General features: G+C 37.2%; 15 protein-coding genes. All 15 read left to right on the forward strand.

Going from position 1 to position 19,514, the window contains the following annotated elements; genetic code table 11:
* Positions 1-138 precede the first annotated feature (138 nt).
* The 15 genes from yidA to GMB86_RS03915 all read left to right on the forward strand — a co-directional run bounded on the left by yidA (position 139) and on the right by GMB86_RS03915 (position 19,470).
* Positions 139-951, forward strand: a complete 813-nt coding sequence (gene yidA, locus GMB86_RS03845; protein WP_155216976.1) for a sugar-phosphatase — start codon at positions 139-141, stop codon at positions 949-951.
* A gap of 173 nt (positions 952-1,124) precedes the next feature.
* Positions 1,125-2,465 carry a C1 family peptidase gene (locus GMB86_RS03850; RefSeq protein ID WP_155216978.1) on the forward strand — a complete coding sequence of 447 codons (1,341 nt, stop codon included), beginning with the start codon at positions 1,125-1,127 and terminating at the stop codon, positions 2,463-2,465.
* 450 nt (positions 2,466-2,915) lie between these two features.
* Positions 2,916-3,968, forward strand: coding sequence for an AI-2E family transporter (locus GMB86_RS03855; protein WP_155216980.1), 1,053 nt, complete (start codon positions 2,916-2,918; stop codon positions 3,966-3,968).
* 100 nt (positions 3,969-4,068) lie between these two features.
* On the forward strand, positions 4,069-5,136 hold the full coding sequence (gene rlmN, locus GMB86_RS03860) for a 23S rRNA (adenine(2503)-C(2))-methyltransferase RlmN (RefSeq protein WP_155216981.1): 1,068 nt from the start codon (positions 4,069-4,071) through the stop codon (positions 5,134-5,136).
* A gap of 218 nt (positions 5,137-5,354) precedes the next feature.
* Positions 5,355-5,819, forward strand: a complete 465-nt coding sequence (locus GMB86_RS03865; RefSeq protein ID WP_230458989.1) for a YcjF family protein — start codon at positions 5,355-5,357, stop codon at positions 5,817-5,819.
* 329 nt (positions 5,820-6,148) lie between these two features.
* The gene (locus GMB86_RS03870) at positions 6,149-7,156 is read left to right on the forward strand and encodes an aldo/keto reductase (RefSeq protein ID WP_155216986.1); all 1,008 of its coding nucleotides are present in this window, start codon (positions 6,149-6,151) and stop codon (positions 7,154-7,156) included.
* A gap of 160 nt (positions 7,157-7,316) precedes the next feature.
* Positions 7,317-9,392, forward strand: coding sequence for a catalase (locus GMB86_RS03875; protein WP_155216988.1), 2,076 nt, complete (start codon positions 7,317-7,319; stop codon positions 9,390-9,392).
* Between the two features lie 586 nt (positions 9,393-9,978).
* Positions 9,979-11,295 carry a histidinol dehydrogenase gene (gene hisD / locus GMB86_RS03880; RefSeq protein WP_155216990.1) on the forward strand — a complete coding sequence of 439 codons (1,317 nt, stop codon included), beginning with the start codon at positions 9,979-9,981 and terminating at the stop codon, positions 11,293-11,295.
* A gap of 287 nt (positions 11,296-11,582) precedes the next feature.
* Positions 11,583-12,554, forward strand: a complete 972-nt coding sequence (locus GMB86_RS03885; protein ID WP_155216992.1) for an ABC transporter substrate-binding protein — start codon at positions 11,583-11,585, stop codon at positions 12,552-12,554.
* A gap of 53 nt (positions 12,555-12,607) precedes the next feature.
* The gene (locus tag GMB86_RS03890; protein ID WP_155216994.1) at positions 12,608-13,372 is read left to right on the forward strand and encodes an ABC transporter permease; all 765 of its coding nucleotides are present in this window, start codon (positions 12,608-12,610) and stop codon (positions 13,370-13,372) included.
* 30 nt (positions 13,373-13,402) lie between these two features.
* On the forward strand, positions 13,403-14,179 hold the full coding sequence (locus GMB86_RS03895) for an ABC transporter ATP-binding protein (protein WP_155216996.1): 777 nt from the start codon (positions 13,403-13,405) through the stop codon (positions 14,177-14,179).
* A gap of 63 nt (positions 14,180-14,242) precedes the next feature.
* A complete protein-coding gene (locus tag GMB86_RS03900; protein WP_329602749.1) occupies positions 14,243-14,974 on the forward strand; it encodes an SDR family NAD(P)-dependent oxidoreductase in 732 nt (243 codons plus the stop codon).
* 253 nt (positions 14,975-15,227) lie between these two features.
* Complete coding sequence (gene hutP / locus GMB86_RS03905) at positions 15,228-15,677, forward strand: hut operon transcriptional regulator HutP (RefSeq protein WP_155217000.1); 450 nt, start codon at positions 15,228-15,230, stop codon at positions 15,675-15,677.
* A 156-nt stretch (positions 15,678-15,833) separates the two neighbouring features.
* On the forward strand, positions 15,834-17,348 hold the full coding sequence (hutH, locus tag GMB86_RS03910; protein WP_155217002.1) for a histidine ammonia-lyase: 1,515 nt from the start codon (positions 15,834-15,836) through the stop codon (positions 17,346-17,348).
* A gap of 103 nt (positions 17,349-17,451) precedes the next feature.
* On the forward strand, positions 17,452-19,470 hold the full coding sequence (locus tag GMB86_RS03915) for a urocanate hydratase (protein WP_155217004.1): 2,019 nt from the start codon (positions 17,452-17,454) through the stop codon (positions 19,468-19,470).
* The last annotated feature ends 44 nt before the right edge of the window (positions 19,471-19,514 follow it).

Consider the following 19,514-nt stretch of genomic DNA (forward strand, 5'->3'; position numbering starts at 1 on the left):
TTGATGGAGGTTTCCCGGGACTAACCTGTGTCCTTACACCCCTATTTTTTTATATTTGGCGACAGATAAGGTAAAATGAAAGAGATAAGACTACTTTTTGTGGAGGTATTTCCGCAAAAGACGCCAGGAGAGTGAGATATGTATAAATTAATTGCCATAGATATGGATGGAACATTATTAAATGATCAGCATGAAGTCACTAGCGAAGTTCGTTCAGCCCTGCATGCAGCAAAAGCCAAAGGCGTGAAAATTGTGCTTTGTACAGGGAGGCCAATTGGCGGGGTTCGTCGTTACCTTAAAGATCTTGAATTGGATCAAGAAGGAGATTATTGCATCGCCTATAATGGTGCTCTTGTGCAGCATACCTACACCAATGAAATTATTACTGAGTTGTCTTTAGGTTATAGCGATTTAAGACGTTTTTATGATCTAAGTTTAAAATTACGTACAAATATGCATTTTTTTGATTCTGCTAATTTGTATACACCGAATAAAGATATCAGCAAGTATACAGTACTCGAATCCTACATGACGCAAGTTCCTCTTCATTACCGAGCCATAGAAGAAATACCAGAAGATATCCTTTTACCAAAAATCATGTTTATTGATGAACCCGAGCATCTAAATGAGGTCATTGCAGCCATCCCTAACGAGTTGCGTGAACACTATACAATGGTAAGGAGTTCGCCTTACTTCTATGAAATGCTTAATCCTGCCGCAAGTAAAGGAAATGCGGTTCGAAAATTAGCCGAAACTTTAGGTATAAATAGACAAGAAGTCATCTGCATGGGGGATAACGGAAATGATCTGAGTATGATCGAGTTTGCTGGTTGCGGGGTCGCTATGGCCAATGCTATTCCAGAAGTCAAAGAAATTGCCAATTACCAAACACGTTCTAATAATGAAAACGGGGTAGCCCATGCGATCCATGAGCTTGTTTTATCTAGATAGGGAACATCGAGATTCCACTTTTATTTATGAACCAGCCAAGCACACTCGTGACTTTGGTGTAAGAGGTTCAAGGTCTATTGTTTTGAATAACGTGATAAAAACAAAATTTGGCACATACGTATAAAACAAAGTTTTCATACTTTTTAACATAAATTGGGTGAGGAGGAAGTTCATTGTCTAAAGAAATTTCTATAGATATGGTTCAAAAGTATTCAGATCATATTCAATCAAAAAAAGAAAATCAAATTATTAAAAATGCCATCATGAAAAATGGGATACTTGCGTCTATTGAAAATAAAGAGGCTGTTATAGCGATGAACCCTGTTTTTTCACATGAGATTAAAACGGGAAAGGTATCGAATCAGAAACAAAGCGGTCGATGCTGGATGTTTGCTGCACTTAATACCTTTCGCCACAAGATAAGTGAAAAATTGAACATTAAACAGTTTGATCTATCACAAAATTATATGAATTTCTGGGATAAATTTGAGAAATCAAATTACTTTTTGGAAAACATCATAAAAACATCCCAAGAGCCGCTAGATGGCCGATTAGTTTCTTTTTTGCTTGCAACGCCTCAGCAAGATGGTGGACAATGGGATATGATCGTTTCCCTTGTCGAAAAATATGGCGTTGTACCAAAGCAAGCTATGCCAGAAACTTTTCAAAGTGAAAAGTCCATGCGCTTAAACGCTTTACTTAATGAAAGGCTAAGAGAAGATGCATTGAAATTAAGAGAATTAGTTAACGGGAAAGCATCTCCGGGAGAACTTGATAAGACAAAAGATCATATGTTGTCTGAAATCTATCGGATTCTAGCCTATGCTTTAGGTGAGCCTCCTAAAACATTTGATTTTGAATATCGAGACGAAGATAAGACGTTCCATAGAGATCAGAACATCTCACCAAAGGAATTTTACGAGAAGTACATTGGCGTAAATTTGAACGATTACGTAAGTGTGATTAATGCTCCAACAAAAGATAAACCATTTGGTAAAACCTATACCGTTCAATACCTTGGTAATGTGGTTGGGGGTAAAGAGATCCAATATTTAAATGTGGATATGGAGACACTAAAATCGCTTGCTGTAGAGCAGATTAAAGACAATGAGAGCGTCTGGTTTGGTTGTGACGTGGGTCAATATTCTAGTCAAGTTCATGGAATTATGGATACGAATCTTTATGATTATGAGAAAGCCTTTGGTTTCATATCAGACATGAGTAAATCTGATCGTCTCAATTACATGGGGAGTGCCTTAACGCATGCCATGGTCCTAACAGGGGTCAATCTGATTGATGACAAACCGAATCGCTGGAAAGTGGAAAATAGTTGGGGAGAAAAATGGGGAAATAAAGGCTACTTTGTTATGAGCGATGATTGGATGGATGAATATACATATCAAGTCGTCATTCATAAGAAATACCTTTCTGAAGAGCTGCAAAAAGCCCTTAAGCAAGACCCAATTAGTCTAAAACCATGGGATCCAATGGGGTCGCTAGCAACATGGAGATAATAGGGACGATAGCCAATACTAGTAAAATATTGAAGACTCCATGACTTCGTTCTCCACATAACATTTAAAGGCTGCCATTACTCTCTATTGATTAGTGGCAGCCTATTTTTTATCATTATTTATTCAAAAGGCTACGTTCTTCCCTATTGCCTTCAATCGTTACTTGGTATCGATCACATCTACAGATAGGTTCAACGTTTTTTTACTACTTTGACTAGCATTTTATTTCATTTTTAAGGTAAGTAGATATAAGTCATTCAAACTGATTATAATAATAATAATTTTCTAAATGAGTGGGCGGAAATTATGTTAAAATTATTATATTAGGAAATACTGAAATACATAGCGATTTTAAAGATTCTCCATAAACTTTAATAAGTCTTATTTGAATACATAGTAAGTCTTTTGTTCTAGTAAATATGCCAAAATAGAAACGGAGATTAAGATTTTATGGATGTATTAGTTACGTATATTCAGAAACATAAAAGTGTCATAAGGCGAATCCTTATTTTTGCTTTACTCATTTTCATATTGTTTCTATTAAGGAGTTTAATTGATTTAATTTTATTAACGTTTATTTTCACATTCTTAATTGACAGATTGGAAACGGTCGTTCATCGTACAATTAAAATACCAAGAAAATTAGTGGTCGTCATCTTGTATTTATTAATCGTTTTAGGTATTTATATTGCTGTAACCATCTATTTACCAATAATTACTGAACAAACCTTGCAATTATATAACCAAACAATAGATTACTTTAAACACACCAGTCATTCGGGTATTTTAAATTTGGTCAACTTGGCGATTGAGAAACTTCAGCAATATCATGTAGATGCCTATTTGAAATCGAGCCTAAAAATCGTTTTATCTTCATTTTCCCAGTTTGGCTCACTTGTGATAAGTTTCTTCCTAGCCCTATTATTAAGTCTATTCTTCTCGCTAGAAAAAGAAAGACTCATACATTTTTCAAGAGGATTTAAAAATAGTAAGATTGGATTTTTATATGATGAGCTCGCTTTCTTTGGCTCACGTTTTGTTGGGACTTTTGGAAAAGTGCTTGAAGCGCAGTTTCTTATTGCCATTGTCAATACGGCCGTAACAGCGATCGTATTATGGTTCCTACATTTCCCACAATTATTTAGTTTGATTATCATGGTCTTTGTCCTTAGCCTAATACCTGTTGCTGGGGTTGTGATTTCGTTAATACCTCTGTGTATTATTGGTTACACTATTGGTGGATTTAAAGATGTTGTCTACATGGTATTAACCATACTCATTGTCCACGCTCTTGAAGCCTATATCTTGAATCCGAAACTTATGTCTTCAAAGACAGATTTACCGGTCTTCTATACCTTTGTTGTTCTCATTTTTTCAGAACATTTCTTTGGCATATGGGGATTGATTGTCGGTATTCCGGTCTTTGTCTTCCTTATAGATGTTCTTGGTGTAAATTATAAAAGACCAGCGAAAAAGATCAGACTTAGGCGACAAAAGGAATAGACTCTTCTAATATATCGGGGTTATTGTCCGTTAGATGTTGCGACCATGCTTTATTTTGAGTAGTATAGAATTAATGCACTAAATGAAATGAGGTTACTAAATGAATAAAGAATCCATTTACGGATTAACGTTTGATAAATTAACCAATTGGCTGGTCGAACATGGACAGAAAGCCTTTCGGGCAAAGCAAATATGGGACTGGATCTATGTCAAAAGAGTGACAGCCTTCTCTGACATGAATAATGTTAATAAAGCATGCATTCAACTTTTAGAAGATCACTTTGTGTTGCATACATTGAAACAGCAAATCAAACAGGAATCAGCCGACGGTACAATAAAATTTTTATTCCAATTGCAGGATGGTAATTTGATTGAAACGGTGTTAATGAGACAAAAATATGGCCTATCCGTTTGTGTAACGACGCAAGTAGGGTGTAATATCGGCTGTACTTTTTGTGCAAGCGGATTATTGAAAAAGAATCGTGATTTAACAAGCGGTGAAATCGTCGAACAAATTATGAATGTGCAACATCATTTTGATCAAGAAGGAAAAGAGGAACGGGTGAGTCATATCGTTGTTATGGGTATTGGCGAGCCATTTGATAATTTTGACCATCTCGTTGATTTTTTGACTATCATTAATTCTCAGCAAGGGTTAGCTATCGGAGCGAGACATATAACCGTGTCAACCAGTGGACTCGCACATAAAATTTATGAGTTTGCGGATCTTAATTTACAAGTGAACCTCGCGATTTCTTTGCATGCACCCAATGATGATCTTCGCACACGAATAATGAAAATCAATAAGGCCTTTCCATTGGAAAAATTGATGCAAGCAGTCGATTACTATTTAAAGAAAACAAATCGTCGAATTACATTTGAATATATTTTATTAAAAGATGTCAATGACCATAAAGAAGAAGCCTTGCAGCTTGCCAAATTACTTGCGAATAAACGGCATCTTGCCTATGTGAATCTAATTCCTTATAACCCAGTATACGAGCATGACCAATATCAACGAAGTACACCAGAAGCCATTCAAACATTTTATGAAACGCTTCAGAAAAAAGGCATTAACTGTGTTGTACGTAAGGAACATGGGACAGATATTGATGCGGCTTGCGGTCAATTGAGAAGTAAACAAATTAAAAAAGAAAAAGCACGATAATAACGTCAAAAACATATCTAAATGATTAGATATGTTTTTGACGTTATAAGTACTAAACTTATTCCAGTTATACCTATTAGCCTTGATCTGTGAACCGAGAAAGTCATTCATAACAAGAAACAGCTACTGGACCCCTCGCTTATGTTTATCAATGATTAACTAAAGGAATAATGTAAAAAAAGTTGTATTTAATGGAGGGTACCATGATACCAACTACCATGTCTCAATTAGATAAAATTCAAAATGAGTGTCAAACATTAGTCAATAAGCGAGCTTCTATTTCAGCTATCGCAGCTGTTGTTCCCCTTCCTGGCGTAGATATTGGAGCTGATATGGCACTTATGATGAATTTACTTAATAAAATTAATCATAAATTTGGATTATCCCCAGGACAAATTGGAAAATTAGATGCATCTGTGAAGGCACAAATCATGGTGATTCTTACATCAGCTGGGACCCAACTTGCGGGTAAAATTATATCTAAAAAAACAGTCACCATGTTGTTAAAAAAGGTAGGAAAACATATGGCTGTTAAACAAGTGACAAAATATGTTCCGATTGCTGGACAAGCAGTGTCCGCAAGTATTAGTTATGCCGCTATGAGATACCTTGGAAAGTCTCACATTGATGAATGTTATGAAGTATGTAAACGGATGATTGAAGAAAAGGATCGTACAATCTAATACCTTAATACCAATTTTAAATGCAAAGATAAACAAGCGAGAGTCATTTGCTTAGTTAAAAAACCCTTTGTTCGAATTCTGTTTTGGAATCCGGCACAAAGGGTTCTTTTTATAACTTTATTCGTTAAATAGGTCATTATTTAACCTGAACATTAACCAACGTGCCTTCCTCTATCACTTCTTCAGTAAAGTTAACCTTCACTTTTTTTAATAGAACATAATTACCAAAATATGTTTCATACAACACCATGCGTGGTAGTGTATTTAAGACAATAGAATACCGCAGACCTCGTAGATTGCAGAAATATAACATGAAGGAGTGTTAATGAATGGAATATATCAACATTTCGAACACGAACATGAAAGCATCTCGCATCGGGTTTGGTGGTTGGCCTATCGGAGGTTCCTCTTGGGGTGGCTCTGATGACAATGATTCCATAAAGACGATCCATGCTGCACTCGGTCAAGGTATTAATCTTATTGATACAGCGGCAGACTATGGAATGGGGCACTCTGAAGAATTGATCGGTCAAGCATTAAAAGAAACAGGGAACAGGGATAAAGTCCTTATTGCCGGCAAACCAGGATTGGACTGGAAGAAAGGACAAGTTTTTCGAGATGGCTCAAAAGAAAGAATCACTTCTGAAATTAATGATACGCTAAAACGTTTACAAACGGATTATCTGGATGTTTACATTGTACACTGGCCAGATCCATTGGTTCCAGTTGAAGAAACAGCTGAAGCAATGAAAGAGTTATATGATGCTGGTAAAATTAGAGCGATTGGCGTAAGTAATTTTAGTGTCGATCAAATGGAGCAATTTAAAAAAGTGTCGCCTATTCATGTGGCAGAGCCTCCATATAATATGTTCGAACGAGATGCTGAAAAACAAGTTATTCCGTATTGCATTCAAAATAACATCACACCTTTTCTATATAGCAGTATTTGTCGTGGTTTGTTATCCGGTAAAATGACAAAGGATAGAAAGTTTAATAAAGGTGATATGAGAAAAGAGCAAGATCCTAAATTCCAAGAACCTCAATTTAGTCAATATATAGCTACAGTTGAAGAATTAAAAACGTTTGCCAAAGAACGTTTTAATCGTCCTATCATAGACTTAGCTGTTCGCTGGGTACTTGATAAATCAGTAACGGGCATTGCTTTAAGAGGTGTACGTCATCCGGATCAATTGGAAACTTTAAATCGAATTGACAATTGGGTATTAACCGAGGAAGATATGCAAGATATCGATAAAATTTTAAATAAATATATTAAAGAACCGATTGGAAGACCAACCTTTATGGCTCCTCCAACAAAAGAACAAGTACATGTTTAATCGAAAGAGACTCTACTATAAATAAAGTAGAGTCTCATGTTTTAGATCAAAAGTAGAAGGGTAAAGGAAAAAGTATAAGACAAATAATGTGAAATTTAACCAATCCTCTATTTTTAATGAAGGCTTTCGCAAATAGAATAGGCAAATGGGAGGAAATAAGATGAGCAAAGAACAGGAAAAAAAATCAGTTGAGGAAACAAGCAAGAAGAAACAATTAGATTCTTTTACCAAAGATAACAATGGTCAAAAAATGACGACGAATCAAGGTCTTAAAGTATCTGATGATGAAAATTCGCTAAAGGCTGGAGAACGAGGTCCATCGTTATTGGAAGATTTTTATCTAAGAGAAAAGATCATGCATTTTGATCATGAAAGAATTCCAGAACGCGTTGTACACGCTCGTGGTTATGGTGTCCATGGATATTTCCAAGTCTATGAATCATTGGCTGAATTTACAAAAGCGAAATTTCTTCAAGATCCTTCCGTGAAAACACCTGTGTTCGTCCGTTTTTCCACAGTTGCGGGTTCCAGAGGATCTGGGGATACTGTGAGGGATGTTCGTGGGTTTGCGACGAAGTTTTATACTGAGGAAGGAAATTATGATTTAGTTGGGAATAATATTCCGGTATTCTTTATTCAAGATGCAATTAAGTTTCCGGATCTTGTTCATTCATTCAAGCCTGAACCAAATAATGAAATACCACAAGCTCAGACTGCACATGATACTTTTTGGGATTTTGTTGCCAATAATCCAGAATCCGCTCATATGGTCATGTGGGCAATGTCTGATCGGGCCATTCCCAGAAGTTATCGAATGATGGAAGGTTTTGGGGTACATACGTTTCGTTTTGTGAATCAAGAGGGGAAATCACGTTTTGTTAAATTTCATTGGAAACCAAAATTAGGTGTGAGGTCTCTCGTATGGGATGAAGCTCAAAAAATAGCAGGTAAAGACCCTGACTTTCACCGTCGTGATCTATATGAAGCGATTGAAATGGGTCAAGCTGTCGAGTTTGAGCTTGGTGTTCAGATGATCGAAGAAGAGGATGAATTTCGTTTTGATTTTGATATATTGGATCCAACAAAGCTTTGGCCAGAAGAAGTCATTCCAGTTAAAATTATTGGTAAAATGACCCTCAATCGAAATCCAGATAATTATTTTGCAGAAACTGAACAAGTGGCTTTTCATCCTGGAAATGTTGTTCCTGGTATCGATTTTTCAAATGATCCATTACTTCAAGGGCGCTTATTCTCATATACGGATACACAATTGACACGCCTGGGCGGGCCTAACTTCCATGAAATTCCTATCAATAGGCCTGTATGTCCATTTCATAATCATCAAAATGATGGTTATCATAGGATGACAATAAATAAGGGCCCTGTTTCATATCACAAAAACTCTCTCCAAAATAATACACCTGCCACATCAACTGAAGAAGAAGGTGGATATGTCCATTATCAAGAAAAAGTGGAAGGGAGAAAGGTTCGAACACGCAGTGATAGTTTTAACGACTATTTTTCTCAAGCCAAAATGTTTTGGAACAGCATGACAGATGTAGAGAAAGAACATATACTATCAGCCTTCTGTTTTGAAGTGGGAAAAGTAAAAAATAAGGGTATAAGAAAACAAGTTGTTGATTTATTTAGCCATGTTGATTACGAGTTAGCAAAAGAAATAGCTAGCAATGTTGGTGTGGATGGCTCAATAAGTAACCATGAATCAACGGTAACATTAAATTCACCAGCATTAAGTCAAGAAACCAAAAGCAAGTCTCCTAAATCTAGTAAAATAGCGATACTTGCTGAAGATGGGTTTAATAGTCTGGAGCTTAACGGAGTCCTTGATGCTCTAAATGAAGCAGGAGCTATTCCAGAGGTGGTAAGTAATCACTTAGGTGTGCTATCAAATGATGAAGGACAAAAACTTGATGTTAGTTATACTTTTCAAACAAGTGACTCAGTCCTTTTTGACGCTATTTATGTGGCAGGTGGTGAAAAATCTGTTGAGAAGCTAATGGCCCAAAAAGAAGTTGAAGATTTTATTTATGAAACCTTCAAACATTATAAAACAATAGGGGCTGCAGATGACGCGGTTAAATTGTTAGAAAAAATAGGATTGCAACTAAACCAACCAGGGATTGTAGCGAAAACAAATACGAAAGATCTGAACGCATTTAATAAAGACTTTATAGAAGCTATTACAGAACAACGGCATTGGAAAAGGCAACTATAATATTTTGAAAAACGTATTCTAAGAGATGGCTTTTAGAATACGTTTTTTTGGGTAAATACGGGCAGGAGGTTTCTTAAAAAATACCATACATATTGAAAAAGTGTGTAAGATAATTTAACACATTAATTGAAATATTAGAAAATATAAAATATTATATTATTACAAATGTACCTAGACTTTTAGTATGGGATTTAAAATCCATTTAGTAACTCAGTTCGACAATGGATTATTTTAGCATAGTCTCAATTAGTGATCATCGATATTTTTTAAAACAGAATAGTATATATGACTTATTTTACCCATAGTGTTTTTTTAGAAATTTAGGGGGTTATACCTTTATTTGGTATGGCCTCCTTTTTGCACTAAGCAAAAAAATTGTCGAGAAAAATAAATCTGGACGAATCTATTAATTTGGCTTTGTTAATGAATCACCTGATAACATGGCTTTATTGCAGTGGAGCCAAATATCAAATTGAAAGTCATATAGTCATTATTTTAAAAAGTATAAAAATATTGTCAATGTTTTGGTACAATAAAGTAGCAAAGCTATAAAGTGGTACAGAATCTACGAGAAAGGAAGTTTAAGATGGCGCTAAATACGGTTAAAATAAATAGATTTATTTGGGATCAAACATCTGAAGAATTGAAAGCTAAGATTCTTAATAGAGCAAGCTTTGATATATCGGAACAAATAAAATTAATCCAACCTGTTTGTGAAGGTGTAAGAAATAATGGAGATCAAGCCATATTAGACTATACGGAAAAGTTTGATCGAGTGAAGCTAGATAAAGAAAAAATTGCGGTAAGTTTCGAAGAATTTAGTGAAGCAGAGCGACTATTAGATGATGAAATGAAAGAAGTGATTCAATACGCTGCACGAAACATTCGACGATTCCATGAAGCCCAAAAACCTGAACCTATGTGGATGATGGAGATGGAAAAAGGGGTCATGGCGGGTGAAAAAGTCACACCAATATCTGATGTGGCATGCTACGTACCAGGAGGCAAAGGAAGTTTTCCTTCAGTTCTTCTTATGCTAGGTACGCCCGCAACTGTCGCTGGTGTCGAGAAAATAATTGTCATCACGCCTCCAAATAAAGAAGGTAAGGTTGATCCAGCCATATTGTACGCGGCAAAGATTCTGGGAATTCATGACGTCTATAAGGTAGGCGGAGCTCAGTCGATTGCAGCCGTTGCTTTCGGAACAGAAACGATACCAAAATGTTCAAAAGTCATTGGACCCGGTAGTTCTTTTGTTACGGCAGCTAAATTACATCTTAGAGAATACATTGATTCAGGTGTTCCAGCTGGACCTAGTGAATCCATTATTCTCACCGACGAGCATGCAGATCCGAAGAAAGCGGCTCTGGATTTATTAATTGAAGCAGAACATGGTCCAGATAGTGCCGCCTTACTCGTCACACATAGCCAAGAAGTGGCAGATCAAGTTGAAGAGCAAGTCCATCTATTAATAGATTCATTGAATAGCGAGATAAGAAAACAGTTCGTAGAAACAGTGTTAACAAATTATGGTGGAATTATTGTTACTAATAATTTACATGAATCTATAGATTTTGCCAATGACTATGCACCAGAACATATTGAATTAATGGTCGAACAACCATTTGAATTACTAAATGAAATAAAAAATGCAGGTGAAATACTACTAGGAGATTATTCAGCAACCTCTCTATTTAATTTCGTGGTTGGTCCCAATCACACCTTGCCAACAGGACAATATGCTAAAACGATTTCTGCCGTGTCCATTCATGACTTTTTAAAACGAAGTTCTATTGGTTATGTCACAAAAAGCGGGTTTGATACCATCAAAAATTATGCCGCTAAATTTGCTGATATTGAGGGTTTTGAAACGCACGCTAAAGCATTAAGAGAACGGAATTAATTTGTTTACGAATAAAGTGAAACTTCCAACAGTGGGGGTTTTCTTCATCCCCCACTGATGGTTAGCTGAACCAATCGGACCTTTACGGGCAGTTGATCCCCCACCTATCTTCTTTGAATACTCAGAATTTTGAGGTGGGGGTCTTACTAACCGTTAAGGCGGGATAAATAGCTTCTTTAAAAAGGCACATTTATAACTGGAAAACGACTTTTCCCTTCAAAAATGATGCTTTATTAAATGACGCTTTTATATATAAATAAAAAAAATAATGAATATGGGGGATTAAAATGAAAAAACTAATTGGATTTATTGCTGTTTTAAGTCTAGTACTAACCATGTTGGCTGGATGTAATTCTAAAGGAACTAGTTCAGGGGGAGACACACCGACGTATAAAATGGGTCTTTTACCTTGGACAGGCTATGCGCCGTGGTATATTGCAGAAGAAACGGGTCTTTTTAAGAAATATAAAATAAATGTTAAATTAGTATCGTTTAAGCAAGATGCGGATCTAAATGCTGCTTTCGCTTCTGATGATATTCAGTTAGCTAATATTGCTTCTCATACGGCATTAAGAATGGTTGGACAAAATGGATTAGATATTAAATCAATTGTATTTTTGGATGAGTCAACGAAGGCTGACGCAATGATTACTTCTGGAAAGTATCAATCATTTGCAGATTTAAAAGGAAAGAAAGTTGCTTATGAAGAAGGAACGACATCAGATCTCCTCTTTAAACAAGCATTAAAAGACAACAACCTAACTTCAAAAGACTTCCAAGTCGTCTTATCTTCTGCCGCAGATGCAGGAATTGCCCTTGCTTCAAACAAAGTTGATGCAGCGGTAACTTATGAGCCATACATCAGTGAAATAAAAAATAAAAACAAAGATGTTCATGCGGTCTATTCTGGTTCAGATGCTCCGGGTTTAATAAGTGATATGACCGTAGCCAAAAGCTCTTTCTTAAAAGAAAATCCTAAATTACAAGATAAACTAGAAAAAGTCTGGCAAGAAGCGTTAGATTATTGGAAGAAAAACCCTGATAAAGGAAATGAAATTGTCGCCAAGGGCACAGGAAGCGCCGTTGAAGATTTACCGCCAATTTTGGAAGGAATTAAATTTTTTAGTATTGACGAACAACAACAACTTATGGATTCAGGCGATCTAACGAAAAATATTGAGAAAATTAAAGGAATTCTTTCCTCACAAGAAAAATTCAAACATGATGTTAACGTGCAAAATATTCTTGCAATAAAGTAGAACTTGGTTTGTTAGAATTTAACATCGTCTAAAGTCTAAAAATGGAGGCTATCATGGGTAAATTAAGATTAATTTCGGCTTCTGGCATTTTACTTGTGTTGGCGGCCTGGGCACTTGTGACTTATACCGGTCTCGTGGATGCTTTGTTTTTGCCTACGCCAACGCAAGTTTTACTAGAAGCCAAAAAGCAACTAGATGATGGGACCCTGTTCCTAGATATAGAGATGAGCTTTTATCGGATATTAATGGGCTTTGTTCTCTCAACCATTTTTGCCCTACCTATTGGTGTTTTAATGGGGACCTCTAAATACTGGAATGCTTTTTGGGAGCCATTGGTTGGATTCATCCGTTATATGCCAGCTGTGGCCTTTATTCCACTCTCGATTCTATGGTTTGGAACATCGGATCTGCAAAAATTTTTTATCATATTCATAGGTGTCTTTTTTCAAGCCGTTATTATGATTGCAGATAATTGTAAAACGGTCAAAAAATCGGTTGTAGAAGTTGGATTGACATTAGGGCTTAATAAATTTGAAATTATTAAAGATATTATATTCCGTGCTGCACTGCCTAGTATTTGGGATACATTAAGAACCATTTGGGGATGGGCGTGGACGTATCTGGTCGTTGCAGAGCTAGTGGCTGCTTCGTCAGGACTCGGTTTTCGTATTATGCAGGCGCAAAGATACTTATCAACTGAAACAATCATATTAGGCATTCTTGTGATCGGAATTCTTGGGCTAGTGACAGATTTACTGTTTAGTTATCTAGCAAAAATCATGTTTCCTTGGAGAGAAAGAGAAAAGATTAGCAACTAGTTAAAGAGAGGGAATCAATAGGAGGTTGTTATGGCAGTAAGTGAATTAGTGGCTCAGAATGTTGTTAAAGAATTTAGAGATAAGAAAAAAACATTTTTGGCATTAGATCAAATCGATCTTACCGTCGGAGAACATGAATTTGTTTCTTTACTAGGTCCATCTGGCTGCGGTAAATCAACCTTACTTCGTTTAGTGGCTGGATTGGATAAAGTAAGTGAAGGAAAAATCTTACTAAGAGATAAAGAAATCTCTAAACCGGGCAGAGATCGGGGAGTGGTTTTCCAACAGTATAGTCTTCTCCCTTGGATGCACGCATGGGAAAATGTAGCCTTTGCTTTGAAAAAAGACAGAACAAAAACAAAACAAAAGAAAAAAGAATTAGCCTACCATTTTCTTGAGTTAGTAGGGTTAAAGGGATTTGAAGATGTTTATCCTTCTCAAATGTCGGGCGGTATGCAGCAAAGAGTCGCCATTGCTCGGGCATTAGTATATAAACCAAACCTATTATTAATGGATGAGCCATTTGGAGCATTAGATGCTCAAACAAGAAAAGAAATGCAAGATTTAGTACTTAAAGTATTCACAGAAGCGCGTTCAAGTGTTTTGTTTGTGACACACGACGTCGATGAAGCGATCTACCTTTCAGATCGGGTGTATGTGATGTCGGCAAAACCTGGCCGAATGGCAAAAGAAATAAACATTGAATTGCCAAAACCGAGGGATTGGAACGTTCAGCTTTCAGAGAATTTTTTAAAGTATAAACGAGAAATATTGGTCGAGTTGCAGAATCAGAAGAAATTAAAATAGTGGATTAGAAGGAAGGGGGCGAGAAGGATAAAGATCGATGATTTATTTCACCTCAAAGGCAAAATAGCGGTTATTACTGGAGCAGGGAAAGGGTTGGGCCGTGGGTATGCAGAAGCTCTTGCAAGCGCCGGATGCACCTGCGTTTGTATTGGTCGGAATAAAGAAGCTTTAGATGAAACGGTCGCCTTAATTCATAAGGAGAGTCCCGAGTCCATGGCTTTATCATTAGATATTAGTGATGTTAATAATATAGAGACACCGATAGAAAAGATTATTTCCTTATTTGGCCGAATTGATATTTTGATAAATAATGCGGGAACAGAAATTGCTAAAGATTTTATTGATGTAACACCTGATGAGTATGATGCCATTATGTCCGTTAATATGAAAGGGGCTTATTTTTTATCACAAGCAGTAGCCAAGCAGATGATTCTTCAAAAACAAGGAAAAATTATTAATATAGCCTCATTAGGCAGCTATATTGGACTTGCTGGTTCTACCGTTTACTGTGCTTCTAAAGGTGCTGTTTTACAATTTACGAAAACCTTATCCATTGAGCTCAGTCAGTACAACATTCAAGTTAATGCGATTGCACCTGGATATTTCTTAACCGATATGACTAAACCTTTCTTTGAGGATGAAGAACATAGAAGGTGGATCGAAAATCGAATTCCTATCGGGAGGGTCGGGACTTCTAAAGATTTAGCAGGCACGGTCATCTTTTTAGCGAGCTCAGTATCTGATTATATTACAGGACAAACCATTATTGTTGATGGAGGCTGGCTTGCAAGTTAGTTATAAGTCATACGAATTTTTAATTAAAGTATGGGTAATTGAACATGATGTCATGCCTATATTCGTCCGGATCTTTCAAAAAGTTTAAATGCTTTCTAACTCATAGATAAAAAACTTTGTTAGATTTTCTGACAATAGAATTGAAAATATCAAAAATATGAAATATTATATAAATAATATGTAACCCACTCATACTTAAACTTTCAAATAACAGAACATCTAATAGATGCAGCCAATGAGAGGGGTTAAGATTATGTCAGAGTCACAATTTACTATGGGTCAATTAACGTCATTATGTACATTGTTGCATAATCACAAGTGGAAGCATGTTATTGAAGCTGAAATGAAAGAACGTGGTTACAAGTATACGATTGGAAAAGTCGGAGCCATGGACTTATCGAAAATTGTAGCTGCAGTTGAGACGAGTGCTAAGGCGAAACATGTCATAGATGCGAATTCCTATCGTGAAATTCATGCTCTTTACCATGCTATTATAGAAGCCATTCAAGGTGTAGGAAGAGGGACTGTACAATTTGGTGAAATACTCCGAACGGTAGGCTTAACATTTTGTATTGTTAGAGGAGAAGTTGAGTACGCTCATAACAAAGATGAATGGATATGTGTTTGTCTAAGTGGGACGATAGGCGCCCCAAGGAAAGGTTATGAGCATGATGTATTAGGATTTGGATTTAACCACATTTAGGAATTTTAGTGCAAGACCTAGTGAATCAAAAAACTATAAAATATTTAGGAATATTGAATAACCCAAAGTCATATAGTGATTATTTAGGGGGTTATACCAAGTATATTTGGTATGGCCTCCTTTTTGTTATTTAAAAAAATGTCTGGAGTGAAGGAAATGACAGTGTACTTAGATGGAGGACACTTAACCTTAGATCAAATCAAAAGCGTATTAGATGGAAAAGAAGACGTTAAAATCCATGAAGATGCATGGGCAAAGATTAACCGAAGCAGACAAACGATCGAGTCCGTTATTTCAAGAGGAGATGTTGTCTACGGCGTCAATACAGGCTTTGGCAAGATGAGTGATACCCTCATTTCACATAAGGACATCGGACAATTGCAGGTCAATTTAATTCGCAGTCACGCTTGTGGTGTCGGTGAACCGCTATCTGAAAGAGTTAGTCGCGGGATGCTTCTTTTACGTGCCAATGCGTTGGCAAAAGGGTTTTCAGGCGTGACAAACGAAACTCTTCAAATTCTAATCGATTGTATTAATCATGGCATACATCCTGTTATTCCGAGTCAAGGATCGCTTGGCGCAAGCGGAGACCTAGCTCCATTATCTCATTTAGCATTGGTTCTGATCGGCGAGGGAGAAGCCATTTATAAAGGCGAAAAAATGTCCGGCAAAGAGGCGCTGTTTAAGTGCGGACTCGCCCCGATCACCTTACAGGCAAAAGAAGGTTTAGCCTTAATTAATGGAACACAAGCAATGACCGCGATTGGCGTTGTAAGTTATCTCGAAGCAAGAGATTTGGCAATGTTTGCGGACAGTGTCGCTGCTCTAACACTTGAGTCGCTGAGAGGAATTACAGACCCATTTTTCCCAGAGTCTCACCAAGTTCGCCCTTACCCCGAGCAACAAGAGGTGGCGAGTCGCATTCTTGGTTTTGTTGATGATAGCCATTTAACAACACGGCAAGGAGATATTCGTGTACAGGATGCTTATTCACTTAGATGTATACCTCAAGTCCATGGCGCTATTCACCGAGTTCTAAACTATGTAAAAGACACCCTTGCGATTGAAATTAATGCGGCAACGGATAATCCTTTAGTCTTTTCAGATAGCGGCCATGTCATATCAGGAGGGAATTTCCATGGTCAACCGGTAGCCTTTGCTATGGATTTTCTTGGAATTGCGCTTTCTGAGACTGCTAGTATAGCTGAACGAAGAGTGGAACGTTTGGTGAATCCACAATTAAATGATTTTCCCCCTTTCTTAAGTGCAGATCCAGGATTGGAATCGGGCTTGATGATTACCCAATATGTGGCTGCATCACTTGTTTCAGAAAATAAGACATTAGCGCATCCTTCTAGCGTCGATTCGATTCCGTCTTCGGCGAATCAAGAAGATCACGTTAGCATGGGGACAACTGCAGCCAGGCATGCCCATCTTATAATTCAAAATACGAGACGAGTGGTGGCGATTGAAGCCCTTTGTGCAGCGCAAGCAGCAGATTACAGAGGTCCAGAAAAACTCGCCTCCTATACAAAAGCCATTTACGATTTTATAAGATCAAAAGCCCCAACAATCACGAAGGATCGCATTTTTTCTCTGGATATTCAAAAAATTGAAAAAGGAATTTTGGCTGAAGAGTGGAAAGTTTATATTAACGAAGGTGTGTCATGAGAAAGCCCCCTCATAATTAAACCAAGACATCAATTTTATTATTTTAGAAAAATAGGGTTCAGGTAAGCAAATATCTAAATTCAAAATAAAGGAGTTTATTTACATGGACAATAACCAAAAAGTGATCAATACGATGAACTTAACGTTAGATGAAGCGTTGCCTGACATGCCAGCTTTTGTTCAAGGGATAAGACGCGCACCAGATAGAGGCTATTCTTTAAATGAAAAGCAAACAGAGACAGCATTAAGAAATGCACTTCGATATATACCAGAAAAATATCATGAGGAATTGCTTCCGGAGTTTCTAAATGAATTAAAAACACGCGGAAGAATCTATGGCTATCGCTTTCGTCCAGAAGGTAGTATTTACGGAAAACCGATTGATGAATATAAAGGCCGTTGTACTGAAGGCAAGGCTTTTCAAGTAATGATTGATAACAACCTAGATTTTGAGGTCGCATTATACCCCTATGAACTTGTTACCTACGGGGAAACGGGAAGCGTGTGTCAAAACTGGATGCAATATCGGTTGATTAAAAAGTATCTAGAAATCATGGAGGCTGATCAAACTCTAGTGATTGAATCTGGTCACCCACTCGGTTTATTTAAAACGAGAGAAAATGCCCCTCGTGTCATTTTAACGAACGCCATGATGATAGGCATGTTTGATAACCTTGAAGATTGGGAGATTGCAGAACAAATGGGTGTGGCTAATTATGGCCAAATGACAGCAGGTGGCTGGATGTATATTGGACCACAAGGCATCGTTCATGGAACCTACAATACCTTGCTAAACGCAGGGCGTCTTGAATTAGGTATTCCTAATGAAGGAGATCTAACTTCTCATCTATTTGTTAGCTCGGGACTAGGAGGCATGAGTGGAGCTCAGCCAAAAGCAGTCGAAATTGCGAATGGGGTCGGGATCATTGCTGAAGTTGATAAATCTCGTATCGACACACGTCTGAAACAAGGCTGGGTAACAGTTTGTTCAGATGATCGAGAACAAGTGTTTAAAATAGCAAAGGAGTTTCTTGCTAAAGGGGAAACCATCTCAATTGCTTACCATGGCAATATTGTCGATTTACTTGAATATGCAGTCGAACACGGTATTAAAATTGATTTATTATCTGATCAAACCTCATGTCATGCTGTATATGAAGGAGGTTATTGTCCTCAGGGTGTTACATTTGAAGAAAGAACACGGTTATTAAGCGAGGATAGAAACAAATTTAAACGCTTAGTTGATAAAAGTTTACTCCGTCATTATGAATTAATAAAAGCATGTAAAGCGAGTGGAACCTACTTTTTCGATTATGGTAACTCCTTCTTAAAGGCGGTATATGATGCAGGAGCGAAAGAAATATCTAAGAATGGAGTAGATGAGAAGGATGGTTTTACGCTGCCATCTTATGTTGAAGATCTCATGGGCCCACAATTATTTGATTACGGGTATGGCCCGTTTAGATGGGTATGTCTCAGCGGTAAAGATTCTGACTTGCATAAAACAGACCAAGCCGCGATGAGTTGCATAGACCCAAATAGAAGATATCAAGACCGTGACAACTACAACTGGATACGAGATGCGGAAAAGAATGAGCTTGTTGTTGGAACGAAAGCCAGAATCCTCTATCAGGACGCGGAAGGTCGAATGGCTATTGCCTTAAAGTTTAATGACATGGTCAGAAACAAAGAGATTGGACCCGTCATGATTGGACGCGATCATCATGATGTGAGTGGTACAGATTCGCCTTTTAGAGAGACCGCCAATATTAAAGATGGCAGTAACGTTATGGCAGACATGGCCATCCAATGTTTTGCGGGAAATGCTGCTCGTGGTATGAGCCTAGTTGCCCTTCATAATGGAGGTGGCGTTGGGATTGGTAAATCTATTAATGGCGGTTTTGGTTTAGTTCTCGATGGAAGTGAACGTGTGGATGAAATTATAAAAAGCGCGATTCTTTGGGATGTTATGGGTGGTGTAGCTAGAAGAAGCTGGGCACGGAATGAACATTCTATAGAAACGGCTGTTGAATTCAATGATAAATATAAAGGTGAAAATCATTTGACGATTCCTTATTTAGTAGATGATGACCTCATAGAAAAACTCGATTTATCGAATTAAGCTTTTTAAGATTGAGGTAAGGGATGGGCTCGACAATAGAAATG

Origin of the sequence: Terrilactibacillus tamarindi (genome assembly GCF_009718825.1) — a bacterium.
In the GTDB taxonomy this organism is placed as follows: domain Bacteria; phylum Bacillota; class Bacilli; order Bacillales; family Sporolactobacillaceae; genus Terrilactibacillus; species Terrilactibacillus tamarindi.